The organism is Tenacibaculum sp. Bg11-29, assembly GCF_002836595.1.
In the GTDB taxonomy this organism is placed as follows: Bacteria; Bacteroidota; Bacteroidia; order Flavobacteriales; family Flavobacteriaceae; genus Polaribacter.
This window is the reverse complement of the sequence record NZ_PJBB01000003.1, coordinates 3275229-3300104: the sequence shown is the minus strand read 5'-3', so window position 1 is coordinate 3300104 and position 24876 is coordinate 3275229. Positions and strand designations below refer to the sequence as shown.

At 28.6% G+C, this 24876-nt stretch carries 23 protein-coding genes; 10 read left to right on the top strand and 13 right to left on the bottom strand.

The annotated features are described in order from the left end of the window. Together CXF68_RS15125 and CXF68_RS15120 are read right to left on the bottom strand one after the other, a co-directional pair. Positions 1–780 (bottom strand): carboxypeptidase-like regulatory domain-containing protein, encoded by a 780-nt coding sequence (locus CXF68_RS15125; protein WP_101045963.1) that lies wholly within the window; start codon positions 778–780, stop codon positions 1–3. Positions 781–931: 151 nt separating this feature from the next. Continuing rightward, positions 932–1519: a hypothetical protein gene (locus CXF68_RS15120; RefSeq protein WP_101045962.1), complete on the bottom strand. Its 588-nt coding sequence runs from the start codon at positions 1517–1519 to the stop codon at positions 932–934. 69 nt (positions 1520–1588) lie between these two features. On the opposite strand from CXF68_RS15120, the gene pepE reads away from it, so the two are divergent. The 5 genes from pepE to CXF68_RS15095 all read left to right on the top strand — a co-directional run bounded on the left by pepE (position 1589) and on the right by CXF68_RS15095 (position 6812). Beyond that, positions 1589–2296 carry a dipeptidase PepE gene (pepE, locus tag CXF68_RS15115; protein ID WP_101045961.1) on the top strand — a complete coding sequence of 236 codons (708 nt, stop codon included), beginning with the start codon at positions 1589–1591 and terminating at the stop codon, positions 2294–2296. Positions 2297–2475: 179 nt separating this feature from the next. Next, a complete protein-coding gene (locus tag CXF68_RS15110; protein WP_101045960.1) occupies positions 2476–3288 on the top strand; it encodes a hypothetical protein in 813 nt (270 codons plus the stop codon). 83 nt (positions 3289–3371) lie between these two features. Next, positions 3372–3740: a hypothetical protein gene (locus CXF68_RS15105; protein ID WP_101045959.1), complete on the top strand. Its 369-nt coding sequence runs from the start codon at positions 3372–3374 to the stop codon at positions 3738–3740. A 293-nt stretch (positions 3741–4033) separates the two neighbouring features. Then, complete coding sequence (locus CXF68_RS15100) at positions 4034–4309, top strand: hypothetical protein (protein ID WP_101045958.1); 276 nt, start codon at positions 4034–4036, stop codon at positions 4307–4309. Positions 4310–5084: 775 nt separating this feature from the next. Beyond that, positions 5085–6812 carry a thiol-activated cytolysin family protein gene (locus CXF68_RS15095; protein ID WP_101045957.1) on the top strand — a complete coding sequence of 576 codons (1728 nt, stop codon included), beginning with the start codon at positions 5085–5087 and terminating at the stop codon, positions 6810–6812. Positions 6813–6908: 96 nt separating this feature from the next. On the opposite strand, the gene folD is transcribed toward CXF68_RS15095, so the two are convergent. From folD to CXF68_RS15065, 6 genes are all read right to left on the bottom strand, one after another. Beyond that, on the bottom strand, positions 6909–7787 hold the full coding sequence (folD, locus tag CXF68_RS15090) for a bifunctional methylenetetrahydrofolate dehydrogenase/methenyltetrahydrofolate cyclohydrolase FolD (RefSeq protein ID WP_101045956.1): 879 nt from the start codon (positions 7785–7787) through the stop codon (positions 6909–6911). A gap of 73 nt (positions 7788–7860) precedes the next feature. Next, positions 7861–9189, bottom strand: coding sequence for a signal recognition particle protein (gene ffh / locus CXF68_RS15085; RefSeq protein ID WP_101045955.1), 1329 nt, complete (start codon positions 9187–9189; stop codon positions 7861–7863). A 108-nt stretch (positions 9190–9297) separates the two neighbouring features. After that, positions 9298–9822, bottom strand: a complete 525-nt coding sequence (locus tag CXF68_RS15080) for a DinB family protein (RefSeq protein ID WP_101045954.1) — start codon at positions 9820–9822, stop codon at positions 9298–9300. Positions 9823–9843: 21 nt separating this feature from the next. Continuing rightward, positions 9844–10398 (bottom strand): DUF1572 family protein, encoded by a 555-nt coding sequence (locus CXF68_RS15075; RefSeq protein ID WP_101045953.1) that lies wholly within the window; start codon positions 10396–10398, stop codon positions 9844–9846. A 52-nt stretch (positions 10399–10450) separates the two neighbouring features. Continuing rightward, on the bottom strand, positions 10451–10915 hold the full coding sequence (gene msrB / locus CXF68_RS15070; RefSeq protein WP_101045952.1) for a peptide-methionine (R)-S-oxide reductase MsrB: 465 nt from the start codon (positions 10913–10915) through the stop codon (positions 10451–10453). 2 nt (positions 10916–10917) lie between these two features. Then, positions 10918–11784: an alpha/beta fold hydrolase gene (locus tag CXF68_RS15065; RefSeq protein ID WP_101045951.1), complete on the bottom strand. Its 867-nt coding sequence runs from the start codon at positions 11782–11784 to the stop codon at positions 10918–10920. Between the two features lie 124 nt (positions 11785–11908). Here CXF68_RS15065 and CXF68_RS15060 point away from each other — a divergent pair, with 124 nt between their 5' ends. Both CXF68_RS15060 and CXF68_RS15055 read left to right on the top strand, forming a co-directional pair. Continuing rightward, a complete protein-coding gene (locus tag CXF68_RS15060; RefSeq protein ID WP_101045950.1) occupies positions 11909–12721 on the top strand; it encodes a M48 family metallopeptidase in 813 nt (270 codons plus the stop codon). 66 nt (positions 12722–12787) lie between these two features. Beyond that, positions 12788–14164, top strand: coding sequence for an MFS transporter (locus tag CXF68_RS15055; RefSeq protein WP_101045949.1), 1377 nt, complete (start codon positions 12788–12790; stop codon positions 14162–14164). A 2-nt stretch (positions 14165–14166) separates the two neighbouring features. On the opposite strand, the gene CXF68_RS15050 is transcribed toward CXF68_RS15055, so the two are convergent. The 5 genes from CXF68_RS15050 to CXF68_RS15030 form a co-directional block, all read right to left on the bottom strand. Continuing rightward, on the bottom strand, positions 14167–15117 hold the full coding sequence (locus CXF68_RS15050) for a terpene synthase family protein (protein WP_101045948.1): 951 nt from the start codon (positions 15115–15117) through the stop codon (positions 14167–14169). 172 nt (positions 15118–15289) lie between these two features. After that, positions 15290–16912, bottom strand: coding sequence for an RluA family pseudouridine synthase (locus CXF68_RS15045; protein WP_101045947.1), 1623 nt, complete (start codon positions 16910–16912; stop codon positions 15290–15292). Positions 16913–16956: 44 nt separating this feature from the next. After that, positions 16957–18729 (bottom strand): long-chain fatty acid--CoA ligase, encoded by a 1773-nt coding sequence (locus tag CXF68_RS15040; protein ID WP_101045946.1) that lies wholly within the window; start codon positions 18727–18729, stop codon positions 16957–16959. A 73-nt stretch (positions 18730–18802) separates the two neighbouring features. Further along, the gene (locus tag CXF68_RS15035; protein WP_101045945.1) at positions 18803–20575 is read right to left on the bottom strand and encodes a long-chain fatty acid--CoA ligase; all 1773 of its coding nucleotides are present in this window, start codon (positions 20573–20575) and stop codon (positions 18803–18805) included. Positions 20576–20689: 114 nt separating this feature from the next. Continuing rightward, positions 20690–21472, bottom strand: a complete 783-nt coding sequence (locus tag CXF68_RS15030) for an alpha/beta fold hydrolase (protein ID WP_101045944.1) — start codon at positions 21470–21472, stop codon at positions 20690–20692. A 358-nt stretch (positions 21473–21830) separates the two neighbouring features. Here CXF68_RS15030 and CXF68_RS15025 point away from each other — a divergent pair, with 358 nt between their 5' ends. Genes CXF68_RS15025 through CXF68_RS15015 form a run of 3 tightly spaced genes read left to right on the top strand, consistent with a single transcriptional unit; the run spans position 21831 to position 24870 of the window. After that, complete coding sequence (locus tag CXF68_RS15025; RefSeq protein ID WP_157821952.1) at positions 21831–22646, top strand: hypothetical protein; 816 nt, start codon at positions 21831–21833, stop codon at positions 22644–22646. A gap of 15 nt (positions 22647–22661) precedes the next feature. Then, complete coding sequence (locus tag CXF68_RS15020; RefSeq protein ID WP_101045942.1) at positions 22662–23921, top strand: hypothetical protein; 1260 nt, start codon at positions 22662–22664, stop codon at positions 23919–23921. Positions 23922–23925: 4 nt separating this feature from the next. Further along, positions 23926–24870, top strand: coding sequence for a glycosyltransferase (locus CXF68_RS15015; protein WP_101045941.1), 945 nt, complete (start codon positions 23926–23928; stop codon positions 24868–24870). The last annotated feature ends 6 nt before the right edge of the window (positions 24871–24876 follow it).

Here is a 24876-nt window from a genome sequence, read left to right as displayed (position 1 = left end):
TTATTTTTGAGTTACTCTTGTGTTATCTCTGTTAATAAGGTAGGGGGAGTTTTTACTATTATCTAGTAACACAGTAGTAAGTTCTAGTAATTTATTTTTATGGTATAAATTAATAATTCCTTTAGAAATACAATGCTCTAAAAATGAACTAATATTTTCTTTTTTGATTTTTAATTGATAAACAAAAAAACCATCAGTGAAGTGTTTTCTAATTTGTAATAGGTTTTTATCCTCTATTTTTATTTTTCGAAGTATCTTTTTCTGTTTTGATTTTCCATTTAACGCGTTAATTAATCCTGATATGCTAACAGAAAGCCCTGATTCAAGTTTTAAGGTTCCTTCTTTTTTCGGTTTTTTGCTATTAGCATATGGTAAGTTTAATGTTTTAGCATTCACAATAGGAGCATTGTGTAATAATATATCCTTATCAACATCAAAAATGCCTCTCGTTTTTTTAAGAACTATTTCATCTAGCATATAATTTTTGCTATTTAAATGAATGTTAACATTTGTTGATTTTAAATCATCATTTGTAATTAGATGCTCTTTATATTCAAAATTTAAATGTGAAATAATTAAAATATCTCCTTTTGAAGCCAGTATCTCAAAAGATCCATCTTTATTAGAAACTGCGCCTATATCTAGTTTTTTATTAATAATATGAACATCTTCTATGGCTAAACTATCTAAAAATATATGTCCTGTAACAATTTTAGTGTTGTTTTGAGAAATAGCAATTAAAGTTGTTAAAAAAAGGAATAAAAATAAGAGTTTCTTCATATTACAAAGAAACTACCTAATGGTCTTAAAAATGTTTTAAGGGTTTTGTAAATTTTTGTTAAATAATATCATTTGTAACTTCAAACAATAAGTAGGTATAAAAAAAAAGCTTCACAAGTTGTGAAGCTTTTATATAATAATATTCTAATTACTATCTTTCTAATGTTATAATGAGCTCACGAGATGTTTTAATAGTTGAATTCGAGAATTTTTGAGTTTCCTCAATCTTAACTCTTAATTTTAATGTAGCACCAGTAAAACCGATTACTTGTACAGGTATAGATTTATTATCTCTACTGATTAATGATATATTACCTCCATTTAAGCTCCAGTTAATAGAGTCAAAACCGTCAATTGTATTTAAATGAGTCTCTTTAGTGATGCCAGATTGATCTTGTGTTGTATTTGATTGACCAAGTGTATTATTTGTTTCTCCTGGGACAGTAAATGATTGATTTGGAATAATATTAGTTGATACGAGCGTATATACTCCTTGAGTAGTCGACGTGTTTGGGTTTTCTATAAAAGTAATTGTAAAGTTAAAATCTTTACCTAAGCCATTTATATATGAGATTGTAGATACACCTTGTTTAATAATGGTTTGTTTAGTTTTTGATGTTTGAGCTACAAGGTTCCATTTACCCACTAAATCAGATTTTTGTATGTCAACAGTATCATAATCATCCGAACAAGAAATAAAGGCAATAGATAAAATAAATAATAAGATTAATTTTTTCATGTTTTTATTGATAAAATTTCATGCAAATCTATCTTTTTAATATGTTTGTTCAATATAAAATTTTGTTAAATGAAAAAACTAATAATAGCGAGTACATCAACAGTTCATGGAAGTGATTATTTAGAATATATATTACCAACATTGTCTACTTTTTTCAAAAAAGTGAACACTATTTTATTTATTCCGTTTGCAAGACCTGGTGGAATTAGTTATGACGAATACACAGTCATAGCAAGAAATGCTTTTATAAAAATAGATAAAAAAGTAAAAGGAATTCATGAATTTGAAAATCCTATAAAAGCATTAGAAGAAGCTGAAGCTATTTTTACAGGTGGTGGAAATACTTTTGAGTTGGTTAACCAATTATATAAAAATAATATAATTGATATTTTAAAAGAAGTTGTTGAAAACGGAACACCATATTTTGGTACAAGTGCAGGGAGTAATATTTGCGGTGTTACCATGATGAATACGAATGATATGCCAATAATATATCCACCAAGTTTTAAAACACTTGGCTTTATACCCTTTAATATTAATGCACATTATTTAGATCCGATTGAAGGTTCGACTCACATGGGAGAAACACGTGAAACGAGAATAAAAGAGTATCACGTATTTAATACAACTTCGGTTTTAGGTTTGAGAGAAGGAAGTTGGTTAGCTGTTAATGGAAGTTCAATAACTTTAAAAGGAAATTTAACTGCTCGATTATTTCAAAAAGACAAAATAGCTGTTGAATTGGAAACAGAAACTGAGATAAATTCTTTCTTTTAAGGTTTTAGAAGGCAAGCTAGGATTATATATCTCTGAATTATTAGTATTGTAAAATATAGGTTGTTTTAAGTGAAAGCATATCAGTTAGGTAAAAAGTATTTTTTACAATGCTGTTAAAGTTCATTTTAAAAAGATGAACTCTATTTATAAGTAATGAACATATTTAAAATTTGTTTAACATGATAAAGAAAATATTTTATGTTTTTCTAGGATTTATAGTTTTTTTGCTTTTAATAAAGTATTTTGATTATAGTCTTACTTATAAAAAAATATATAAAGAGTCAATTGAAATTAAAAAGAATGTTTTTGATTTTTTTTATTATACAGCAGAAGAAGACTTGACAAAAAAGACTCATTTAGAAAGATTAAATTCTTATTTTAAAGAAAATATGAAAGAAGAAGTATTTGGAAATGGATATAGAGTTGTTAAATCAAAAGACAATACTAAATATATTTTTTACACTTTTGGAAAAGATAAAAAAGATAATCATTTAAAATATTTACCTTATAATTCAATAGATGAATCGGGTTCATACATATTTAATAAACAGTCTTTTTTTGATTACCTTATCGGAAGTTTTAAACAATATGATTTAGTATTATTTGAATATAAAAATACAAATAATAATTTTTTGTATAATGGAAGTTATTTTAGAAGGAAAAAATTATTCTTAAATTTAGATGGTAAAAAAATTAAAAAACCATTTGAAAACAAAATACTTAATTGTGTTAAGGATGTTGAATCTAATTATATAAATAAAGATAGAAAAAAAATAGTTTTTCACGAGTTGGGCTTGGACAAAGAATATAGGCAAATCTTTTTTAAAATAGATAATCAAAAAATTGAAAATCTAAATTTCCGTAATTTATCTAAAGAAAAAATAAAGAAATTAGAGCTTAATTTAACGAAAAGTATTTTTAAATTAAAAGGAATTGAAAATGTTAGCTATGGTTATTTCTCTATGTTAGTAGATCCAAATAAATTCCCATGATGTCTACAACTCCTGGTATTTCAGCGTCTGGTCATTTACCAGAAAATCATATTCCCTTTGTGCTTATTTAAAATAAAATTTAAATGATAAGAAACGTATTAAATAAATATAGAGAATTTTCTGATTCATTACTTGTAAGTATATTATATAATTATAATATCGATAACTCAAAGTCATATATTGAATTAACATTATCATGTATTAATGTGGAGAATAATTTCTCCTATGAAAAGGTTAAATTAATTATGAAAGAGATTGAGGAGTTTATTTTGATAGAGCCTTATAATGCAGATAATAAAATGGTGATTAAAGATGCTCTACTAAAAGAAGAAAATGGATTAATTATATTTGATTTTGATCCAATTGATCATTTTGATTACCTCGAAGAAAATCCAAATTCTACTTTTAAAATAAAGAGTAAGCAAATAAAAATATCCGCCCCCACACCTTGATATTTGAGCGTTAGCGTTAATGACAAGTATTTAAGTAAAGCTAGTAAGAAACGAAAAATATAAAAGCCATTTGTAATAGTAAATGAGAATTTAATAGAATTAATTTATAGGATAATTTTAACTGGGTAATAATAATTTAAAGTTAAGGATTCGGTTGCCATTGCAAATGACAACCAATGTGGAAAAAGAAGTTTACATTTAGAGTTTCAAGAAAAATTTGGAAACTCAGCAACTATTAGAATATTTTTTAGTTTCGCTTATTCACTAGGATTCAAATGTCAAATAGATATTAAATGGGAGTAATAGTAGAAATATTTAAATATAGTATTATAATATCATTATTTATTTTTTTAATCATATTTCTGATTAAAATAGCATATTTATATGATAATTATTTATTAAATTATCATTCTATCCCGCTAGATGATATCTTTTTGTCAAAAAAAAAAATCATAAAAAAATATTCTAAAAATAAAACAGAAAAAGAACTTATTCATTTTATGAAAATTCAAAAAGGAATTTTTTATTTTATTTTCACAGGTGTTATTATTACTATTTTACTATTATAATGTCTAAGTACTCTGATGATACTAATACATCACCTAATCGCTAGCATCTAATTTGTAACTAGTACCGTTTTCGAGTAATTGCTAGCATAGTTAAATAAATAATATTTAAACTACCTTAATGTAAGATTTAGGGTAGTTTTTTTTATGCTTACTATAACCTCTAGTGTTAGTAAATAAGTAATTGAATGTTATTAAAACTTAGGATTAATTAATTTTTTTTGAGTTTATCAATGTTTTTCACATGAAAGTAAGATTTTTATTAATTAAATGTGAATTAATAGGTGTGAAATAGTTTTTGAAAGAAGTTTTTCTGTTCATTTATTTAAGAAAAACAGTAAATTTAAAAGAGGTTGTTCTTGATATTACGGAGTTTTTAAGTTAAAAATGAATTTATACGCCTGATTATCAGTAGTTATGTTTTTTTTGTAATTTATAATGAATGTATATAGTTTTTTAGTGATGAAAGTGTAAATTGCTACAACAAGTAATTTTACCTTAATATGATGTACTAGTCATTTATAGTTATGGTCTTTATTACTAGATAAATAAGAGATAGCATATCCCCTGAGTGCAATCGGACTGCATAATGAATTATATAATTTTGTAATATGTCATTATAGCTGTTTAAAATCCTATATTATTTATATTTCGTTACTAAGAAATATGATAAAAGGTATGATTTCTTTGGTGTAATGCTGTTTAAAACAGTCGGTAATCTGACTTGTTTCCTTATTTTAAATAAATTATAATTAACGCATATAAATATATTTTCAATATGAAGAGATATACAGGTTTTAAAATACTTGCATTATGTTTAACAATGCTAGTATCGTGTAATGAAGAAGAGGCTTTTGATAATGAAAATTTAAAAGCATCTAAAAGTCAATTTTTAAATGAAGATATTCCTGACGGAATTAGTAATCTAATAATTAAAGAGATTACCCAACAAAATAGAAGCCTAAGATCTGAGGTTGAAACAAACTGTGTAGAGAAAGAAGTAAGCTTTGATAAAACGGATTCAGATTTTTTTCTGATTAACCCAAACGGAAGCTTATTATGGCCAGGTAACGTAGTAGGAGCAAGGTCTATTCAAGATGGAGCACCAACGTCTGTTCCGTTTTATGGTGAAGATCGAAACTCAATAGAAATAGGTTTAGATGTTATTTCAGGTACATCTGCATCTACATCTACAGTTGTTTCAAACCCAACACCAGGCTCTGTAAGAAACGAATTGAATAGAATTTTAGGAAATTACTATGATTCAGGAGCACGTTTTCCGGCTGCATTTGAAGTTTCTATAGAAAGAGTTCATAACTCAAGTGATTTACAATTTGCTTTAAAAGCTGGTTATTCAGGTTCAGGAGTTGATGTTGCTGGTCAATTAGGAATTAATTTTAGCGATAAAAAAACACGTTATGTAGTGTCGTTAAAACAACGTTTTTTTACTGCTACAGTAACGCCTAAGGCTGAATTAATAGGAGATAGAGGTTGGTTTAATACTAATGTAACTCCTGAGGATCTTACTAATTATGTAACAGATTATAAAGATAATGTTTCAAATGTAAATATGAACCCAGCTTCTTATATCGAATCTATAACGTACGGTAGATTATTTTCTTTGATTTATGAATCGTCAGAAAGTGCCAAAGATGTGTCGGCTGCATTAAATTTTGCCTATAAAGGTGCTATAGGTTCTGTAAATGCTGATGTTTCTACAAAGTATAATCAAACATTACAAAATACGACTGTAAAAGTAAAGCAAATTGGTGGAGATGCGCAACCTGGTATAACTGCAGGTTTAAGTGCAGTATCAGGTGATTTGAAAGCTATTAATACTTTCTTAAAAGAAGGGGCAAATGTATCTAGAACAAATCCGGGATATCCTATTTCTTATAAAGTAAACTATGTATCTAATAATTCTCCTTTTAAGGTTGTAAGTAATGTTAAGTATATACAAAGAGATTGTGAACTTGTAAGTAGAAGAAAAGTACGATTCAATCCGCTAACTGTTTCTACTAATTATTGGGGATACGATCATGGTACTTCTGGTTTAGAGTTATTTGGAACATTAAGTGTACAAAAGTTTAATAAAGCTACAAATAGTTGGTACAGTATCGGTTCTTCTATTAATTGGGGCTTTAGTAATGAGCATTGGGTAAGAGATTTTTATAAATTTAATACCACAAAAAACATTTGGAATCGCAGTAAGTCTATCGATTTTGATGTAGATCAGGTAAATGGTGAACGATTTAGAGTTGTATCTGTTGCTGGCGAAGCTGATGATAGTTATGTAGTTCAAAAAGATGGTGGTACTGCTGCTATTATATATGAATATAATGCAGAAAAGAAAGAGTGGATAGGTTATGATAGTCGTAATAAATTAATTTCTGTACCAAAAAACAACGATGGTAGTACATTTGAATTTTTAAATGCTATTGATGGATATTATGGTGGAGAATATGATAGAATATCTTTAAAATATAGTATCTATTTCTTAGATTAAGAACATTTTAGCTTAAATGTAATAAAAAAAGGAGGTCTAGTAAATAGACCTCCTTTTTATTTATATAATTTACTCTTGTAATTTTGAGTACCGTTTTTATGAATCATTTCTTTTACAAGCTAGTAATGTATTCTGTAATAACATTGCTATTGTCATTGGTCCTACACCACCAGGAACTGGAGTAATAAAGGCTGATTTTTCAGAAACTTCTTTAAAAGCAACATCACCAACTAAGCGGAAACCTCTCTTTTTAGAAGCGTCAGCAACACGAGTGATTCCTACATCAATAACAGTAACGTTATCTTTAACCATATCAGCTTTTAAAAATTCAGGAATTCCTATTGCAGCAATAATTATGTCTGCTTGCAACGTAATCTCTTTTAAATTTTTAGTTCTACTATGCGTTAGGGTTACAGTAGCATTACCAATTTTTCTTTTTTGGGCTAGTAAAATACTCATAGGACTACCAACAATATGACTACGACCAATAACAACTACATGTTTACCACTAGTTTCAACATTATAACGATCTAACAGTTCTAAGATACCAAACGGTGTTGCAGAGATAAATGTAGGTAAGTTTAAAGCCATTTTACCAACATTGGTTGGGTGAAATCCATCAACGTCTTTATCAGGATTTATAGCCATTAAAATTTTTTGCTCATTTATATGATCGGGTAGCGGTAACTGTACTATGAAACCATCTATATCATTATCAATATTTAAAATAGCAATTTCATTCAATAATTCTTCTTCAGTAGTTTCCTTTGGAAGTCTTATTAAAGAAGATTCAAAACCTACACGGTCACATGCTTTTACTTTTGCGTTAACGTAAGTTAAACTAGCGCCATCACTACCAACAATAACAGCAGCTAAATGTGGTGTTTTTTTATCGTGAGCTTTTAATTCTGATACAGCATGAGCAATCTCTTCTTTAATGTCAGCTGATGTTTTTTTACCGTCTAGTAAAATCATTTGTTGTTATGTTGTTGGTTCTTGTTAAGAGTTGTGTATATCTAAAAAGAGAAGCTTTCGCTTCTCTTTTATATTATTTCATTCCTTGCATCATTTGCATCATTTTTTTTCCGCCACCACCTTGCATCATCTTCATCATTTTGCTCATTTGGTTAAATTGCTTCATTAATTGGTTTATTTCTTGTACCGAAGTACCAGAACCTTTAGCAATTCTTTTTTTACGACTTGCATTAATTGTTGTAGGAGTACTTCTTTCTAATGGAGTCATCGATTGTATAATAGCTTCAATACCTATAAAAGCATTATCGTCAATGTCAACATCTTTTAAAGCTTTACCAGCTCCAGGAATCATTCCAACTAAATCTTTCATGCTACCCATCTTTTTGATTTGTTGAATTTGACTTAAAAAGTCATCAAAACCAAATTGATCTTTCGCTATTTTCTTTTGTAATTTTCTTGCTTCGTCTTCATCGTATTGTTCTTGGGCACGTTCTACTAAAGAGATAACATCTCCCATCCCTAAAATACGATCGGCCATACGATCTGGGTGAAATACATCAATAGCATCCATCTTTTCACCAGTACCAATAAACTTAATAGGTTTGTTTACTACCGATTTAATAGATAATGCAGCTCCACCACGAGTATCACCATCTAATTTGGTAAGTACTACACCGTCAAAATTTAATATATTATTAAAGGCTTTTGCTGTGTTTACAGCATCTTGCCCTGTCATAGCATCTACTACAAATAATGTTTCTTGCGGGTTTACTGCTTTATGAATGTTAGAAATTTCATTCATCATTTCTTCATCAACAGCTAAACGACCTGCAGTATCAATAATAACTACATTTTTACCATTTGCTTTTGCATGCTTAATAGCATTTAAAGAAATTTCAACAGGATTTTTGTTTTCTACCTCGGCATAAACCTCTACACCAATTTGTTCTCCAACAACTTGTAATTGATTAATAGCGGCAGGACGATAAACATCACAACCTACTAATAATACTTCTTTCGATTTTTTAGTTTTTAAGTAGCTAGCTAGTTTACCAGAAAAAGTAGTTTTACCAGATCCTTGTAAACCAGACATTAAAATTACGCTAAGTGAACCTCCTAAATTAATACCAACAGTGTCACCACCCATTAATTCAGTTAATTCATCTTTAACTAATTTAACCATTAATTGCCCTGGATTTAACGTAGTTAATACGTCTTGTCCTAAGGCTTTTTGTTGAACTTTTTTAGTAAAATCTTTAGCAATTTTAAAATTAACATCGGCATCTAATAAGGCTCTACGAACTTCTTTTAGCGTTTCTGCAACATTAACTTCAGTAATTTTTCCGTGTCCTTTAAGCGTATGTAACGCTTTATCTAACTTTTCACTTAAATTATTAAACATGTATCGGCTTCATTTTTAGAGGTACAAATATAATAATTTTGTTGTTAGAAGTATAATTTTTTTAGAAGCAGTTTTACTTGTTTTTTATTTAAAAATAGAAAATTAAAATTAATGATTGTCTTTTAAAATATTTGTATGATGTTCGGTATGGTAAGCTGTCCACATAATAATTTCACGAATTGGCATTTTTCCCATTAATGGATGTGGAAGAATCAACGTATCTAAATCTTTATTTTTCCAACGCTGTGTTTTGTGTTGCAGTTTTTTATTTTGTATTTGAAGTGTTGATAATAATTGATGAAAACTCTTTTCAGATGGCGTTTTAACATCAATATTAAACATTTTAGCTTTCTCTTTATTTTTTAAAAGTTTGTCTTGGTAGCGTTTAGTAACTTCATCATAAGAACGAACTTCACGGTTTGCCTTACCAAATTTATACTTCAATAAAAATTTAGGGTAACTTAAAGCGCTATTTACTTTTTTTATTGAGTCTACTAAATGAGCTATATGTTGTCCTGTTGTCCATTTTCCTTTAGGACCTTCTTTAAAATTATTTTCAGATTGATTTTCTAACCAGTTAAATAATTGTTGATGTTTCTCTTCAAGTACAGAAATTATAGCTTCTTTATCCATTAGTAAGTGTTTAAATGATTATTATAAATCTTCTGTAAAATGTTTACGTGATTTTTCTTTGTTAAATTTCTGAGCATTGTATTCTTTTGATGTTCCTTTAGCTACTGATAATGTTTGCCAATTGTCACCTAATAATAATTTACTTAAGAAAACAATTTGACCAATATGGTATGAATAATGGCACAACTGCCTATTTATAGCTTCAGTAATAGTGTGTCCTTGGTTTCTGATGTAAACAATTGTATCAGAATTTTGAATAGTTATAGTGTTTAGTGCATCGAATAAACATTTCCATCCCATTTCCCAATATGCAACTACTTCTTCTTTTGATGTAAATGAATTTACAAACTCATCATCTCTATTACGCCATTCTTTTTCACCATCTTCAGTTAAAAAATTTGTCCAACGAGAACGCATATTTCCTGATATGTGTTTAATTATAATAGCAATAGAATTATCTTCTTTATTTTGAGACCAAAAAAACTGATTATTATCTAATTGAGTGAAAGTCTTATCTCCTAAATTTTTATAATATTCAAATTGTTTTTTTACACTTGATAAGTAGGAAGTATCCATAAAAAAGAGCTGATTTTAGTCAGCTCTAAGTTACAGTATTTTAAATAAATTATTATTTAGATATAAACTCTAATGCTGCGCCATTAATGCAATGACGTTTACCTGTCGTATCTCTTGGGCCATCATCAAAGGAATGCCCTAAATGACCACCACAAGTATTACATTTTAACTCGGTACGAGCATAGCCAATTTTATAATCTACATCCAATTCAACATTCTTTTTTATTGCTTTATCAAAAGCTGGCCAACCAGAGCCAGAATCGTATTTGTTTTCAGATTTGTACAAAGGTGTTTTACAAGCAGCACAAACATAAAGACCTTTCTTATAATTTTTATTTAATGAACTTGAATTTTGACGTTCAGTACCTGCTTCTCTAAGAACGTAGTATTGTTTCTTTGTTAAAAGAGTTTTCCATTCTTTATTTGTTTTTGAAACTTTATATTCTTTTTTGTCTTGTGCATTTCCTAAATAATTAAAGAGTATTGTTAAAACGAATGCGAATAAAATTTTTTTCATGTTTATTGGGTAATAAAGTTTACAATTTCTGAGGTAATCTTTTTATTACGAAGTATTTTAGTATGTCCTAATCCTTTTGTAATTAAAAGTTTGCCTTCTTGTAAGTTTTGACGAATATTTATAGCACAACTTACAGGAACGTCACCATCATTAGAATCATGAACAATTAAAGTAGGTATTTTTATTTTTTTAGCAATAATACTTGATGAATGAGAATCAATATCTTGTTGCCATTTTTTATCAAAGCTATCTTTAATCTTTTTTGCAACAATTGGTTTTGTTTTTAAATTATGTGTAAAGTTTAAAATAACATCAGAAATTTTATCAGCAGCACCAACAGTAACTAGTTTTTTAATTTGAAAGTTAGTAGCAACACTATTATATAAAGTCGTCCCACCAAAAGAATGTCCAACAGCAGCTTCAAAAGGGCCAAATTGTTTATCAATTTCATTAATTGTTTCTATAAATTCAGGCATTGCAGTTGTTTTTCCTGAAGATTCTCCATGAGCAGGGCCATCAAAAGAAATAACCATGTATCCTTTTTCTAATAGTTTATCAGCAATCATATATAATTGTGTACTTCTCCCAGCCCAACCATGAACTAGTAAAACTTTCTTTTTTGAATAACCATAAGATAAAACTTTAATTTCTTTTGAAATAGAAGGTATATTTATTATCTTTTTTTGAGCACTTTCTAACATAACACTTTCTCTTTTAGGAGTAGAAAACTGAATAGGAGTTATGAAAATTCTAGCGGCAAATTTAGCAGTTAAACTTGTAGAGAAAAATTGTGTGAATTTAGCTAGAGCGATAACCGGTTTTGGTATAACTATGCTTGGAGGAAATATATTTGAATTATTAAAATTCATGAAAATTGATTTTAGATAAAGATATAATTTGTAAATTTAAACTTAATAATGTTAATTAATTTGTGACATTTTATTTAATTTGTGTCATAATTACATAACCCTATTTTAATAAAAACATTAAATAATGAAAAGAATCATAGCCTTAGTATTTTTAGCAGTATTTTTAGTACAATGTAGTACAGTACCTATTACTGGTAGAAAACGACTTAATTTTGTAAATGATGCTCAAGTATTACCAGCTAGTTTTGCACAGTATAAAGGTTTTTTAGAAAAGAATAAATTATCTAAAAGCGTTACTAAATCAAATCAAATTAAAAGAGTAGGTAAGAAAATTTCTGAAGCAGTTGATCGTTTTATGAGAGCAAACGGAATGGTTTCTGAAGCTAATTCGTATAAATGGGAATTTAACTTAGTTGATGATAAAACGGTTAACGCTTGGTGTTTACCAGGAGGAAAAGTAGTTTTTTATACGGGTATATTACCAATTTGTGCAAATGAAGATGGAGTGGCTGCAGTAATGGGACATGAGGTTGCACATGCTTTTGCTAAACACGGTCAAGAACGTATGTCTACAGGGCAATTACAACAACTTGGTGGAGCTGCAGTAGCTTTAGGAACAAGAAATAGTAAGAATGCAAAAGTTTTTAACATGGCTTATGGTTTAGGATCTCAAGTAGGAGTAATGTTGCCTTTTAGTAGAGGCCATGAAACAGAAGCTGATAAGTTAGGATTAGTATTTATGCTTATGGCAGGTTATAACGGTGTTGAAGCTGCTGAAGTATGGGTAAGAATGAGTGAACGTACAAAAGGAAAAAAAGCACCAGCAGAATTTATGAGTACACACCCATCTAATCAAACTCGTATACAAACACTTAGAGCTTATTTACCAGAAGCGAGACAACTAGCTGCTAAATACAATGTGCCTGGAAAAAAATAAAGAGATAAATATTTATATTATATTGCAAACCGTTCAATTTTTTGAACGGTTTTTTAATTAAGATATATGTATAAAAGAGGAGATAAGAAGTTAATTAATGCTTGGGCATTTTATGATTGGGCAAACTCGGTATATTCATTGGTAATTAGTACCGCAGTATTTCCGCTATATTATAGTGCTATAACAGATAATAAAACCGTTTCATTTTTAGGAATAAATTGGGAGCACCCAGATAGCTTATATACCTATGCAATTGCATTTTCATTATTAATAGTCGCAATTATTTCACCAATTTTATCAGGTATTGCTGACTATACCGGAAGTAAGAAGAAATTTATGAAGTTTTTCTGTTGGATGGGAGGTTTATCTGTAGCAGCATTGTATTTTTTTGAAGGAGTAGATACCGTATGGGTAGGTATTTTGTTTACTATTTTAGCAAGTATAGGTTTTTGGGCAAGTTGGGTTTTTTATAATGCATATTTACCAGAAATAGCATTTCCTGAACAACAAGATAGAGCAAGTGCTAAAGGTTTTATTCATGGATATGTAGGTTCTATAATTTTATTATTAATAAATTTAGGAATGATTATGTTTCCAGAGGTATTCGGTTTTGATATAAGTATAAGTGAATATATAAAGGCAAATGGAACTGAATTAGAAATTGGAAAAGCAATAGATGAAGCAAAGGGAATAGCTTCCTCAAATGCGTCAAGGTTTTCTTTTGTTATGGTTGGTATTTGGTGGATTGGATTTGCACAAGTAACTTTTCGTAAATTACCAGACGATATTTATAACAAACAACCTGATAATGATTATATATGGAAAGGGTATAGGGAGTTACAAATTGTTTTTAAAGAAGTCTTAAATTATCCTGTATTAAAACGTTTTTTATTAGCTTTTTTCTTCTTAAGTATTGGAGTGCAAACGATTATTTTAATGGCAGCAATTTTTGGATCTTCCGAATTAGGGTTAGAGTCTACAAATATGATAGCTACTATTTTATTAGTACAAGTAGTTGCAATATTTGGAGCATTTTTCTTTTCTAGATTTTCTGATAAATATGGTAATTTTACAGCCTTAAAAGTTACAATTGCTATATGGATGTTAGTGTGTTTTGTAGCATTTATGTTAGATAAGAAACAAGAAAATGTAACACTTTATTTTTACGGATTAGGAGGTATACTAGGTTTAGTGCAAGGTGCAATTCAATCATTAACACGATCTACATATTCTAAATTATTACCAGAAACAGAAGACCACGCTACCTATTTTAGTTTTTATGATGTTACTGAAAAGATAGCGATAGTTATAGGAATGTTCTTATTTGGATTGTTAAATTCAATTACAAATTCAATGCAATGGAGTGTACTTTGTTTAGCTGTTTTCTTTTTAATATCATTTATTATTTTAAGTACCTTAAAGAAAACAAAGTATGTAGCATAATTTTATAGCTTCATATCTTCAAATACATTTTCAGAATGTTCGTATCGTTTGGTGCTTTTTTGCCAATGATAGCTAGCTGAAATAATTACATTTAAAGCATCAATGTATTTTAAAACAATAGGTTGGTGCAATGGAACTAATGAAATACATTCTTGAGATGTTTCTTGTAAAGTAGCTTCAAATTCAGAATGAATAGCATTTACTTTAGTAATTGATTTATCTACAGCATCATGATAATTAGTAGCTTCGTTACAAATAAGATATGCATTAATTAAATTGTAATTACTATGTTTTTCTTTGGCATAAGAGAATAAATCATTAGATAAAGCTCCAATTAAAGCACATTGTTCTCGTAATTTTATTATTGAAGGAACCTTGTTTATTATTTCTGGAGATATATAAATTGAATGGACGTATTCAATCAAGTCTATTACAGGAAACATTCCTCCAGTATATAGCCTTATAGCAATATATTCATCAACAGTTGTGTAGGGAATAGCTTTTAAAGAGTAAGTCAAATGTTCGGCTATTGATTGTGTGTATTTATTAAAAAAATAAGAAGGGCTGTCTTTTTTTATAACATCACTTATATAAGATATTGATTTGTAAAGCCTATCAATTTTAGAGTTAGAACTACATTTATATTGTGTTTTTCCTGTCCATATATCGAATATCATTTTAAAATCAGCTTGTATTCCATTACTAGTATCTTCACCAAAAAAATCATCAATAAAATATAAAACATCATAGGTTACAACAGCATTAATCATTTTATTTATAGGAGCATTAATGTATAAATAATTAGTCATTGTTGTGTGATGTTTGTATAAATCATCATCAATAATACCCATTTTTTTTGATATAGATTTTGCTTCTTTTAATATAGTTGTAGCTTCCTTATGTTTTTTAAGTTCTGTGTTTGATATTGTTAAGCAGGTAGATGTAAATTTCATAGTTTTTTTGTATTCAAAATATATTTAATTCAATCTTTTAAAAATATATTAAAATGATTGAACGAGTAGAAATACTTTCCGAACTGTACATTATACTTTCTAAACGTTAAGAAAAAAAACAAATAATTACTATTAAAAGTAAAAATGTGTTTTTATAAGTTAATCTATGTCGTTAAAAATTAGTAGGTTCTGTAAATTCAACCCATCTTTTGGTAATGGGGTGATTAAAACCTATTTTTTCGGCATGTAAATGTAATCTATTAGAAGAGGTTCCATATAAATCATCTCCAATAATAGCTGTATTTAAACCTAAGTTGTGTGCTGCATGAACACGTAATTGATGTGTACGACCAGTAATAGGATAAAAATATACTTTTGTTTTATTGTTGTTAACTTCAATTACTTCCCATTTCGTACGAGCAGGCTTTCCATGATCATTGCAAACTAATTGTTTTGGCCTATCATTTAAATCTACTCTTAAAGGCAAGTTAATTTCACCTTTTTTATTTGTTAGTATACCATCTAATAATGCAACGTATCGTTTTTTTATTATTCTATTTACAAATTGAACTTGTAAAGCTTTATATATTTCTATATTTTTTGCAATTAGTAATATACCAGACGTAGCCATATCTAGGCGATGCACAACTAACGGACCAGTAGCATTAGGAAACATTTTTTTTATACGAACATATACAGAGTCCTGAATCTCTTTTCCAGGTACAGATAACAATCCGCATGGTTTATTAATTACCATTAAAGAATCATCTTCAAATATAATTTTTAGCTCTTTTTTTTCTTGATGCTGTACTAATAAAGGATTTTCATTAACATTTAAACCTTTAAGCATATGATTTAAAATAGGTTTGCATTTGGTAGTACATGCAGTGTAATAATATTTGTGTTTTCGAACGGCGGTAGTTAATGGTTTTCCCCACCAAAATTGCGCCATACAAATAGGAGTGAAGTTGTGTGAAAAAGCATATTGTAATAATTTAGGAATGCAACAATCACCTGAATTATTAGGAATATTTTGTGCAGAATCGTTAAATATATCTAATAAATTCTTAGCTTCATTTTTAGTATTTAAAAACAGGTATTGTTTAAGTATTTGTTGTTTACCTGATACTGAAACAGCTATTAATTCTTCTTCTAATTGAATTATTTGCTGGCTATATTTGGTGTATTCTTTTTTTAAAGAATCTATTTTATTATTTAAATAAACTTCATATTCATGAATATAAAACTCCTCATTTATATTAAGTTGATTGTGCTGTTTCCCTTGTTTTTTTCTATCTTTTCTTCGTTCTTTAATTTTCGTTTGTTCTTCAACTATTAAAGACTCATGTTGTAATTTCTTTTTAAGATACTTTTTTTTAGTATTTAAGTAAGGGACACTATTTTTTAAATTATCAAGTACTTGATTAATCTGTTTGTGTTTTTCGTTTACTTGTAATAAAATACGTTGTTTACTTAAAACATCATAAACTGGTGGAACAAAATGATTATGTGTTGTGCTTTCTGAAATCTGACCAGAAAAAGCCGCTAAATAACCTAAAATACCTTTACTATTTTTAACAACTAAAACCCCAAACATTTTACCTGACGCGTTTTTGTTATCGGTATCATCTAAACCGAAGTCATGAGAGAAATCTGTTTGTTTTTTTAAATATTCTTGTAACTCACTTGCAGCTATTTTAGCTATTGAATCTGGAGTGTAATTATATGGATAATCAAAGTTATTTGGTAAAGTAAATGAGTTTACCTCATTTGTAAAAGAAATGAACTTATTCATAATTTAAAAAGAAAAAAGTGTTGCTTTCACAACACTTTATAATATTAACAGTTATAAATTTTATCGTATAAGTCTTTATAAATTTCTTTAATAATTTTACGTTTCATTTTCATGGTAGGAGTAAGGTGGCCTCCATCAATAGACCATTCTTCTGGTGTTAATTCAAAACGTTTAATTTGTTCCCATTTTCCAAATTTTGAATTACAAAGAGAAACCTCTTCTTGAATACGTTCAATTACTTTTGGATTATTTATTAAATCATCGTTAGTCTTAAAATCAAGATCATGTCTTTTTGCCCACTCTCTCACAAAACTGAAGTTTGGCTGAATTAAGGCTGCTGGCATTTTTTCACCTTCACCAATAACCATAATTTGTTCAATAAAACGTGATTGCACTAATTCTCCTTCTAATAATGGCGGAACTACATATTTCCCTCCAGAAGTTTTAAACATTTCTTTCGTACGACCAGTAATTTTTAAGAAACCATCTTTAGATACTTCTCCTTTATCTCCTGTATAAAAGTAGCCGTCTTTAATAACTTGCGCTGTTTTTTCTGGATCTTTGTAATAACCAAGCATTACATTAGCTCCTTTTACTAAGATCTCACCTGTATCTGCAAATTTTAAATCTATTCCATCGATTACTTTACCAACAGTTCCGGGTCTAAAACCATTATTACGAACATCATTTACACTAATAACAGGCGATGTTTCAGTAAGACCATAGCCTTCCATAACAGGCATACCTGCAGCGGCGAACATTCTTGTTAAACGTGGTTGTAATGCGGCTGAACCTGAAACCATTAATTTTAATTCTCCTCCTAAAGCAGCTTGCCATTTAGAGAAAATTAATTTACGAGCAATACTTAATTGTTTTTCATACCACCATCCGTTAGCGCCGTATGGTTCGTATTTAAGACCTAAATCGATAGCCCAAAAGAATAACACCTTTTTTATACCTTTTAAATCAGTTCCTTTAGTGTATATTTTATCATAAATCTTCTCATATAACCTGGGTACAGCAGTCATTACGTGAGGTTTTATTTCTTGCGCATTTTCACTCAGTTTATCAATTGCCTCTGCAAAATATATAGAAACACCGCAATATTGATATAAATATAATATCATACGTTCAAAAATATGACAAATAGGTAAAAAACTTAAACCACGCTCTTGTCCATATAATAATGGTACTCTTTTTTCACTAGATAGTACGTTAGAAACAATATTTCCATGAGAAAGCATTACACCTTTAGGTCTTCCGGTAGTACCAGAAGTATAAATTAAAGTAGCTAAACTATCTGAAGTAACCGCTTTTTTACGCTCTTCAACTTCATTCTGATTACTTTTATCTTTACCTAGTTCTAAAATTTCTTTCCAATTTTTTTCACCAACTATATCATTAAACGTAAATACTTCTTTAACTTTTGTATTTCCTTTAATTTTATTCAACTTTTCTAAAATAGCTTCATCAGAAACAAAACAATAAGTAGCCTCAGAATGATTTAAAACATACTCATAATCTTCTTTAGAAATTGTAGGGTAAATAGGTACATTTTGTGCACCTGTTTGTAAAATACCGATATCACAAATATTCCATTCAGTACGGTTATTTGTTGAAATTACAGCAATCTTATCATTAGGTTGTACACCTAAACGTAACAAACCTCTACTAATAGTGTTTGCTTTATCAATATATTCGTTAGTAGATATTGATTTCCATTCACCATCGTATTTGGTTGTAAATGCTTTTTTTAAATTGTAAGTTTCTTGTTGATAATAGGGAAAGTCAAAAAGACGGGTAATTTCAATCGACATATGTTCATTTATTTTGCGTCTTGCAAATTAGGGAAAATAGCTTGATTTCACAAGTTTAACCTTAGTGGTTGATTTATTGCGGGTTATATATTTTTTTGCTTAAATCAGTGTATTTTTCTAATATAATCTTGCGTCTCATTTTTAATGTAGGCGTTAAATGTCCTGCAATAGTTGTCCATTCATCAGGTGTGATTTCGAAACGTTTTATTTGCTCCCATTTTCCGAATTTCTGATTATAATAGTCAATTTCTTTTTGAATTCTATTGATTAATATCTGATCTGTTGAAAAATCATTAATTATATGATTATGTTTTTTAGCCCATTCGTTAACAAAATTGAAAGAAATTTGAATAATAGCTGCTGGCATTTTTTGACTTTCACCAATAACCATAACTTGCTCAATAAAACGAGATTTTTTTAATTCGCTTTCTAAAACAGCAGGAGCTATATATTTTCCTCCAGAAGTTTTAAATATTTCTTTTTTTCGATCAGTAATTTTTAAAAACCCCTCTCCATCTATCTTTCCAATATCGCCAGTATGTAAATAACCATCTATAATAGTCTCGTTTGTTTTTTTACGATCTTTATAGTATCCCATCATAACGTTAGGGCCTTTCACCAAAATTTCTCCATCATCTGCAATTTTAACAGAAACATCGTCAATAACTTTCCCTACACTACCAATTTTAAAGCCTTTATTACGCATATCTGTGACTGATATGGCAGGTGATGTCTCCGTCATTCCGTATCCTTCAAAAATAGGGATTCCTGCCGCTGTAAAAACTTTAATTAATCGAGGTTGCATAGGAGCACTTCCGGCAATCATAAAATCTAAATTACCACCTAAAGCTTGCTTCCATTTAGAAAAAATAAGTTTTCTTGCTATTTTTAATTGCATTTCATATAGCCAACCATTCGCTTTATAAGGTTTGTATTGTTCACCTAATTTTAAAGCCCAAAAAAACAATTGTTTTTTTAAGCCAGATAAACCACTTCCTTTATCAACAATTTTATCAAATACCTTTTCCAATAGTCTAGGTACTACAGCCATAAAATTAGGTTGTATTTCACGAAGATTATCACCAATTTTGTCAATACTTTCTGCAAAATGAATTTCAAAACCCATATACTGGCAATAATAAGATGCTGCTCTTTCAAAAATATGAGAAATAGGTAAGTAACTCATGGCAATGTTTTTATTGTCATGTAAATTTATATGTTTGCCAACAGCAAAAACATTACTCACAATATTTTGATGAGAAAGCATTACACCTTTTGGTGTTCCCGTAGTACCAGATGTATAAATAATAGTCGCTAAATCAGACGGTTTTACATTGTTTTTTAAATTAGAAACTTGTTTTTGTAACATACTATCGTTACCTAAAGATAAAAAAGAGTCCCAGCTATAATCAGTTGATATTTCTTCAAAAGTAAAAACATTTTTTAGTTGCGTTTTGTCTTTTATAGCCATTACTTTCATATACAAATCACTGTCTGAAACAAAACAATAAATACTATCAGAATGATTTAAAATATAAGCATAATCGTTTTCAGAGTAAGTAGGGTATAAAGGAACATTTATTGCACCTATTTGCATAACTCCAATATCTAATAGATGCCATTTAGGTTGGTTTGTAGCGGTAATAACCGCTATTTTATCTCCTGGTTTTACACCCAGTTTTAATAAAGCAAGACTTATTGTATTCGCTTTATTTATATACTCTTGTGTAGTTATGCTTTTCCATTTTCCTTCTTCTTTAGATACCAAGCATTTTTCTTGTGGGTAGTGTTTTAATTGATGGTATGGAAAATCAAAAAGACGTGAAATTTTAGTAGACCTATGCATTTGGGGGCGTTTTGCATAAATCTATAAAAAAAATATGATATGTAATTATTTAAATTCTTTAAAGTGTTGTAATCGGGTATTTTATTTTTTAAGCATGTGTGTGCTATTAATAAACTAAGAGATAGAGTTTATGTATTTAATCGTTTTTTCATTAAATACAGTTGCTTTTTCAACATTAACAACATGCCCACATTTTTGTAAAACAACCAAAGTGGCATTTACATGTTTTTCTACAATATTCTTTATAGATGGTAAAAACAAATGGTCTTCATCTCCCATAATATATAATGTAGGTATTTTAAGGTCTTTCATTCGAAATAATCGTAATAATGGATTAATTTCTGCCGTTAACTTAAACCAACGTATAAATTCTTTTTGATATAGTTTCTTTGCCTCATTAACAAATAATAAACGTGAATCTTTATGATTTTTATTAGGCATAATTATAAAAGCAAATAGCTTGTATAATAGCATATAGGGTACTACCGATTTAAATAGATTACCTACAAAGATTAAAAAACGAGAGCGCAAGTTAAACTTAATAATTGCACCACCCATAATCATACTTTTTACTAAGTTTGGTTTTTTCTCAGCAAGGTTTCTAATTAAAATAGTACCTAAAGAAATACCAACAAAATGCGAATTTTTAATTTTTAAATGATCTATAACCTCTACAATATCTTCTGTAATAGCATCAAAAGTGTACTTTTTATCAAAAGGTGATTTTATAATAGATTTACTATCTCCATGCCCACGTAGATCTAAAATTAAAACATTAAAATGCTTCTTAAAATCTCTAAGTTGCTTGTACCATATACTACTGCTTCCGCCAGCACCATGCACAAATGTTACCCATTGATTAGATACAGCGTGCTCATAAGAATAGTAGTTTAACAAATTAAAAAATATTTTAAATTCAGGCAAAAGTAAATTAATAAAACAACTTTACTTATTATTTTTTTTATAGAATTAATTAAAGAGTACTAAAAACAGAAAATATATTCACATACAAGTTCTCCTTTTTTACTGTTAAGTCTACTAAAATTAGAACATTTTTTGTAATAAAGTGTTTTCAATTCCGCTCTAAATAGATAAAAAATAAATAGGCCTACTCTCGTTCCTAAAATTAATACGCTTAAGGGTTTTTCTTGCTTAAGAATTAGATATAATCTTAATATAGCTACTGTAAATATTTAGTTAGCTGCCAATTGTTAGTTAATTAAGTAAAAGAATAATGAACCTAAAACTAATTAAGATGAATTTAATTTCAATTATTTTACCTGTAATAGATCAAATGAAAGATTCACATCTAAAAACGCAATTAACTACTTATTTTCCTTTGCAAGAAGAAAAATTTTCGATGATAGAAGCTTCTTTTAAATCGTTAACTATTCAAAAGCAACATAAAGAAACACTTAATTCGTTTTTTAAAAGTTGGAGTCAGACAAATAATAGTGCCATGACAGTTGCTGGTTTAAGTAATAGAATGACCATGCTTATTCACAAAAATAAAGAAGTTAAAAGTGAACACGATTTATTTAAATCGGTGGCGAGTCTTAATAGAATTGTAGATGAAGATTTAGCTGTGGTTGGTCGAGTTTTACATTCAAAATTATTTTATACCATGGCTACTAATATTGCAGGAGATGATTCTTGGCTTTCAAACAAGTATTTAAGTACTGAGGCAATTGCTTTTAAAGCTTGGAAAGATAAAAATTCTCTTAGAAATAAAGATATTATGATTGGTTTATTAACAACATTAGTTCATGAAATATATACGCATGGTGAGGTTGAGTTTATTATTCCATTATTTGAAAATTGGTTAGCAAAAGAAAGTGATTTGTCAGCAGAAGAAATTGATGTTTCGTTAGCTTGGATAAGAGTTCATTGTGGCCCAACAGAGAAAGATCATTTCTTTCATGCCGTAGATGCTGTAAATTCTTACGCAAAGGCTTTTGAAATAGATATTAAGCAATATGATTTAAAACAAATAATTGAAGATTATTTAGACTTAAAATCATCGGTAATGAATGTGCTAAATAAAGAGGTCTTAGTAGCAGCTACTTTTTAACTAAATAAAAATTGTATGATAAGAAGTTCGTTTAAACAGAAAAAAGCCGAAGACTATTCCATCTTAAATAAAGAAGTAAATCAAGAAGGTTTTACTTTTTTATTAAAAGAACAAATAGGTGCTATTTCACATGATTTAGAAAAGTTTTTGGTTAGCCCAATAATGATAACTACTATTGAAAGAAACAAGTATTCTCGCTTAAGTAGTTTACTTAATGAAGTATTTGAAAAGGTAGTATTAAATTACTTTAAAGATAAAGATATTCGAGAAACATATCGTTTAGATGCTGGGTTAGAATCAATTTTAAAACTAACAGAAGGTATTCCTTATAAAGTTGGTATGTATCGTCCTGATTTTATTTTTAATAAAAGAGGAGAACCAAAAATATGTGAGATAGGTTGTCGATATCCCATTAATGGTTGGATGATTAGTTATCATGTAAATGAAGTGCTAAGTAAGTTAGAAGTATTTACTAAGCATAGTAATGTAATACCAGAACAATTAGACTTTATACCAACTATTTTAAACGATTTAGATATAAATAAGACCTTGTTTTACGTACATGATAAAGAAAAAGGGACAGAAGTACATTCCTTTTTTAAGAAGTTATCAGAAAAAGGTTTTTCTATAGCTGATATATCATTTAACGATTTAAAACTTGTAAATAATGAGTTAGTAGTAAATGATGAAATAGCTGTACAGTTTATTTTAGAGGTGGATAGAGAGGAACTTAAAAACAAGGATCCTAAAATTTTAAAAGCTTTAATAAAAGCTGATGCCTGTATAAATGACCTACGCTCTATTATTTTGGTACATGATAAACGCATTCTTTCTGTTTTATACAATGAAGCGATTATGACTAAATATATTAGTGAAGAAGATTATGTTTTTTTTAAGCAATTTTTGATTCCGTCATTTACCTTAAACTCAAAAAAAATAAGAGACCAACTAATTAACTCTTCTCATAATAATTGGATTTTAAAAAGAAGTAGTGGTGGTAGAGGTATAGGAATGTATGAGAAAAATAATTGTTCAGAAAGCCTTTGGAAAAAGGTGGTTACTGAGCAGTGGGCTGATTATATGGTTCAGGAATACATCAGTCAAAAAGAATTGAGTATAAGCTATAAGGGAGACAAACAAACAATAAATGTTGTAGGTATGTTATTGGCTTATAATGAGCAGTCTTTTGGATTAGGAATCTATAGAGGTTCAACAGAGAGTATTATAAATGTACATAGTGGAGCTTATGTCTTTCCGAGTGTAGTAGCTATTTAAAAGAATGAAATTTTCAATTGTAATACCCTTATATAATAAGGCGCTGTATATTAAAGAAACCCTACAATCATTAGTTGATCAAACAAAGTTGCCTTATGAAATTATTATTGTAGATGATAAAAGCACAGATAATAGTTTACATAAAGTAAAAACGTTTTTTAAAAATCTTCCTTTACATTTAAAGAAGATAAAAGTTAAAATTATTGAGTTAGATAAAAATAACGGAATAGGATATACGAGAAATAGCGGTTTTTTAGCAGCAACAGGTGATGTTGTTAGTTTTTTAGATGCAGATGATTTGTATACCAATGATTTAATAAAGGCTGCAAATGTTTTAATGTCATCTTATAGTATCGATTTTTTAATACTAGGAATTCAATTTTTTCCAAGTAATGAAATCCTTCCAAAAATTAATAAGATAAAAAATGAGCTTACTCAAATCTCTTCTGTTATTTCTGTTACTTCAAATGCGTATTGTATTAACGAGCCATTAAAGTTAATTACTTCTACTAATTTTTATATGGGAGTAGGAAGTAATGTTATGTTAAGAAGAACACAAGGAACAGCTATAAGTTTTACAGAAGAGCCTATTATTTATGAAGGAATAGATTATTGGTACAGAGTATTGCGAAGTGTACTTACAAAAGGAAACAGCAAAGTAGGTTTACTAATGGGAGCGCATTTAAAAGTAAGAGAAGTATTTGGAAGTGCCTCAAGAAAGCGATATAATAATTGGAGTGAAATAGATTATCCGCCAGTACTTACTAGATTTAAAAGTAGTACAGATTATTATGATAAAAGATTAAAAAGAGTGGTGGCTACACGTTGGATAAACCATGCTTTGTTAAGTATTAACTCTTTAAATCAGAAAATAATATTCATTTTAAAATATAAAGTGTTGTTTTTTAAAACGCTGCCATATTTTTTGATGCATAAATTAAAAAAATAAGGAAAG

Coding starts and splice junctions, on each gene's coding strand:
- CXF68_RS15125 (WP_101045963.1), bottom strand. CDS start 780: ATGAAGAAACTCTTATTTTTATTCCTTTTTTTAACAACTTTAATTGCT.
- CXF68_RS15120 (WP_101045962.1), bottom strand. CDS start 1,519: ATGAAAAAATTAATCTTATTATTTATTTTATCTATTGCCTTTATTTCT.
- pepE (WP_101045961.1), top strand. CDS start 1,589: ATGAAAAAACTAATAATAGCGAGTACATCAACAGTTCATGGAAGTGAT.
- CXF68_RS15110 (WP_101045960.1), top strand. CDS start 2,476: ATGATAAAGAAAATATTTTATGTTTTTCTAGGATTTATAGTTTTTTTG.
- CXF68_RS15105 (WP_101045959.1), top strand. CDS start 3,372: ATGATAAGAAACGTATTAAATAAATATAGAGAATTTTCTGATTCATTA.
- CXF68_RS15100 (WP_101045958.1), top strand. CDS start 4,034: ATGGGAGTAATAGTAGAAATATTTAAATATAGTATTATAATATCATTA.
- CXF68_RS15095 (WP_101045957.1), top strand. CDS start 5,085: ATGAAGAGATATACAGGTTTTAAAATACTTGCATTATGTTTAACAATG.
- folD (WP_101045956.1), bottom strand. CDS start 7,787: ATGATTTTACTAGACGGTAAAAAAACATCAGCTGACATTAAAGAAGAG.
- ffh (WP_101045955.1), bottom strand. CDS start 9,189: ATGTTTAATAATTTAAGTGAAAAGTTAGATAAAGCGTTACATACGCTT.
- CXF68_RS15080 (WP_101045954.1), bottom strand. CDS start 9,822: ATGGATAAAGAAGCTATAATTTCTGTACTTGAAGAGAAACATCAACAA.
- CXF68_RS15075 (WP_101045953.1), bottom strand. CDS start 10,398: ATGGATACTTCCTACTTATCAAGTGTAAAAAAACAATTTGAATATTAT.
- msrB (WP_101045952.1), bottom strand. CDS start 10,915: ATGAAAAAAATTTTATTCGCATTCGTTTTAACAATACTCTTTAATTAT.
- CXF68_RS15065 (WP_101045951.1), bottom strand. CDS start 11,784: ATGAATTTTAATAATTCAAATATATTTCCTCCAAGCATAGTTATACCA.
- CXF68_RS15060 (WP_101045950.1), top strand. CDS start 11,909: ATGAAAAGAATCATAGCCTTAGTATTTTTAGCAGTATTTTTAGTACAA.
- CXF68_RS15055 (WP_101045949.1), top strand. CDS start 12,788: ATGTATAAAAGAGGAGATAAGAAGTTAATTAATGCTTGGGCATTTTAT.
- CXF68_RS15050 (WP_101045948.1), bottom strand. CDS start 15,117: ATGAAATTTACATCTACCTGCTTAACAATATCAAACACAGAACTTAAA.
- CXF68_RS15045 (WP_101045947.1), bottom strand. CDS start 16,912: ATGAATAAGTTCATTTCTTTTACAAATGAGGTAAACTCATTTACTTTA.
- CXF68_RS15040 (WP_101045946.1), bottom strand. CDS start 18,729: ATGTCGATTGAAATTACCCGTCTTTTTGACTTTCCCTATTATCAACAA.
- CXF68_RS15035 (WP_101045945.1), bottom strand. CDS start 20,575: ATGCATAGGTCTACTAAAATTTCACGTCTTTTTGATTTTCCATACCAT.
- CXF68_RS15025 (WP_157821952.1), top strand. CDS start 21,831: ATGAATTTAATTTCAATTATTTTACCTGTAATAGATCAAATGAAAGAT.
- CXF68_RS15020 (WP_101045942.1), top strand. CDS start 22,662: ATGATAAGAAGTTCGTTTAAACAGAAAAAAGCCGAAGACTATTCCATC.
- CXF68_RS15015 (WP_101045941.1), top strand. CDS start 23,926: ATGAAATTTTCAATTGTAATACCCTTATATAATAAGGCGCTGTATATT.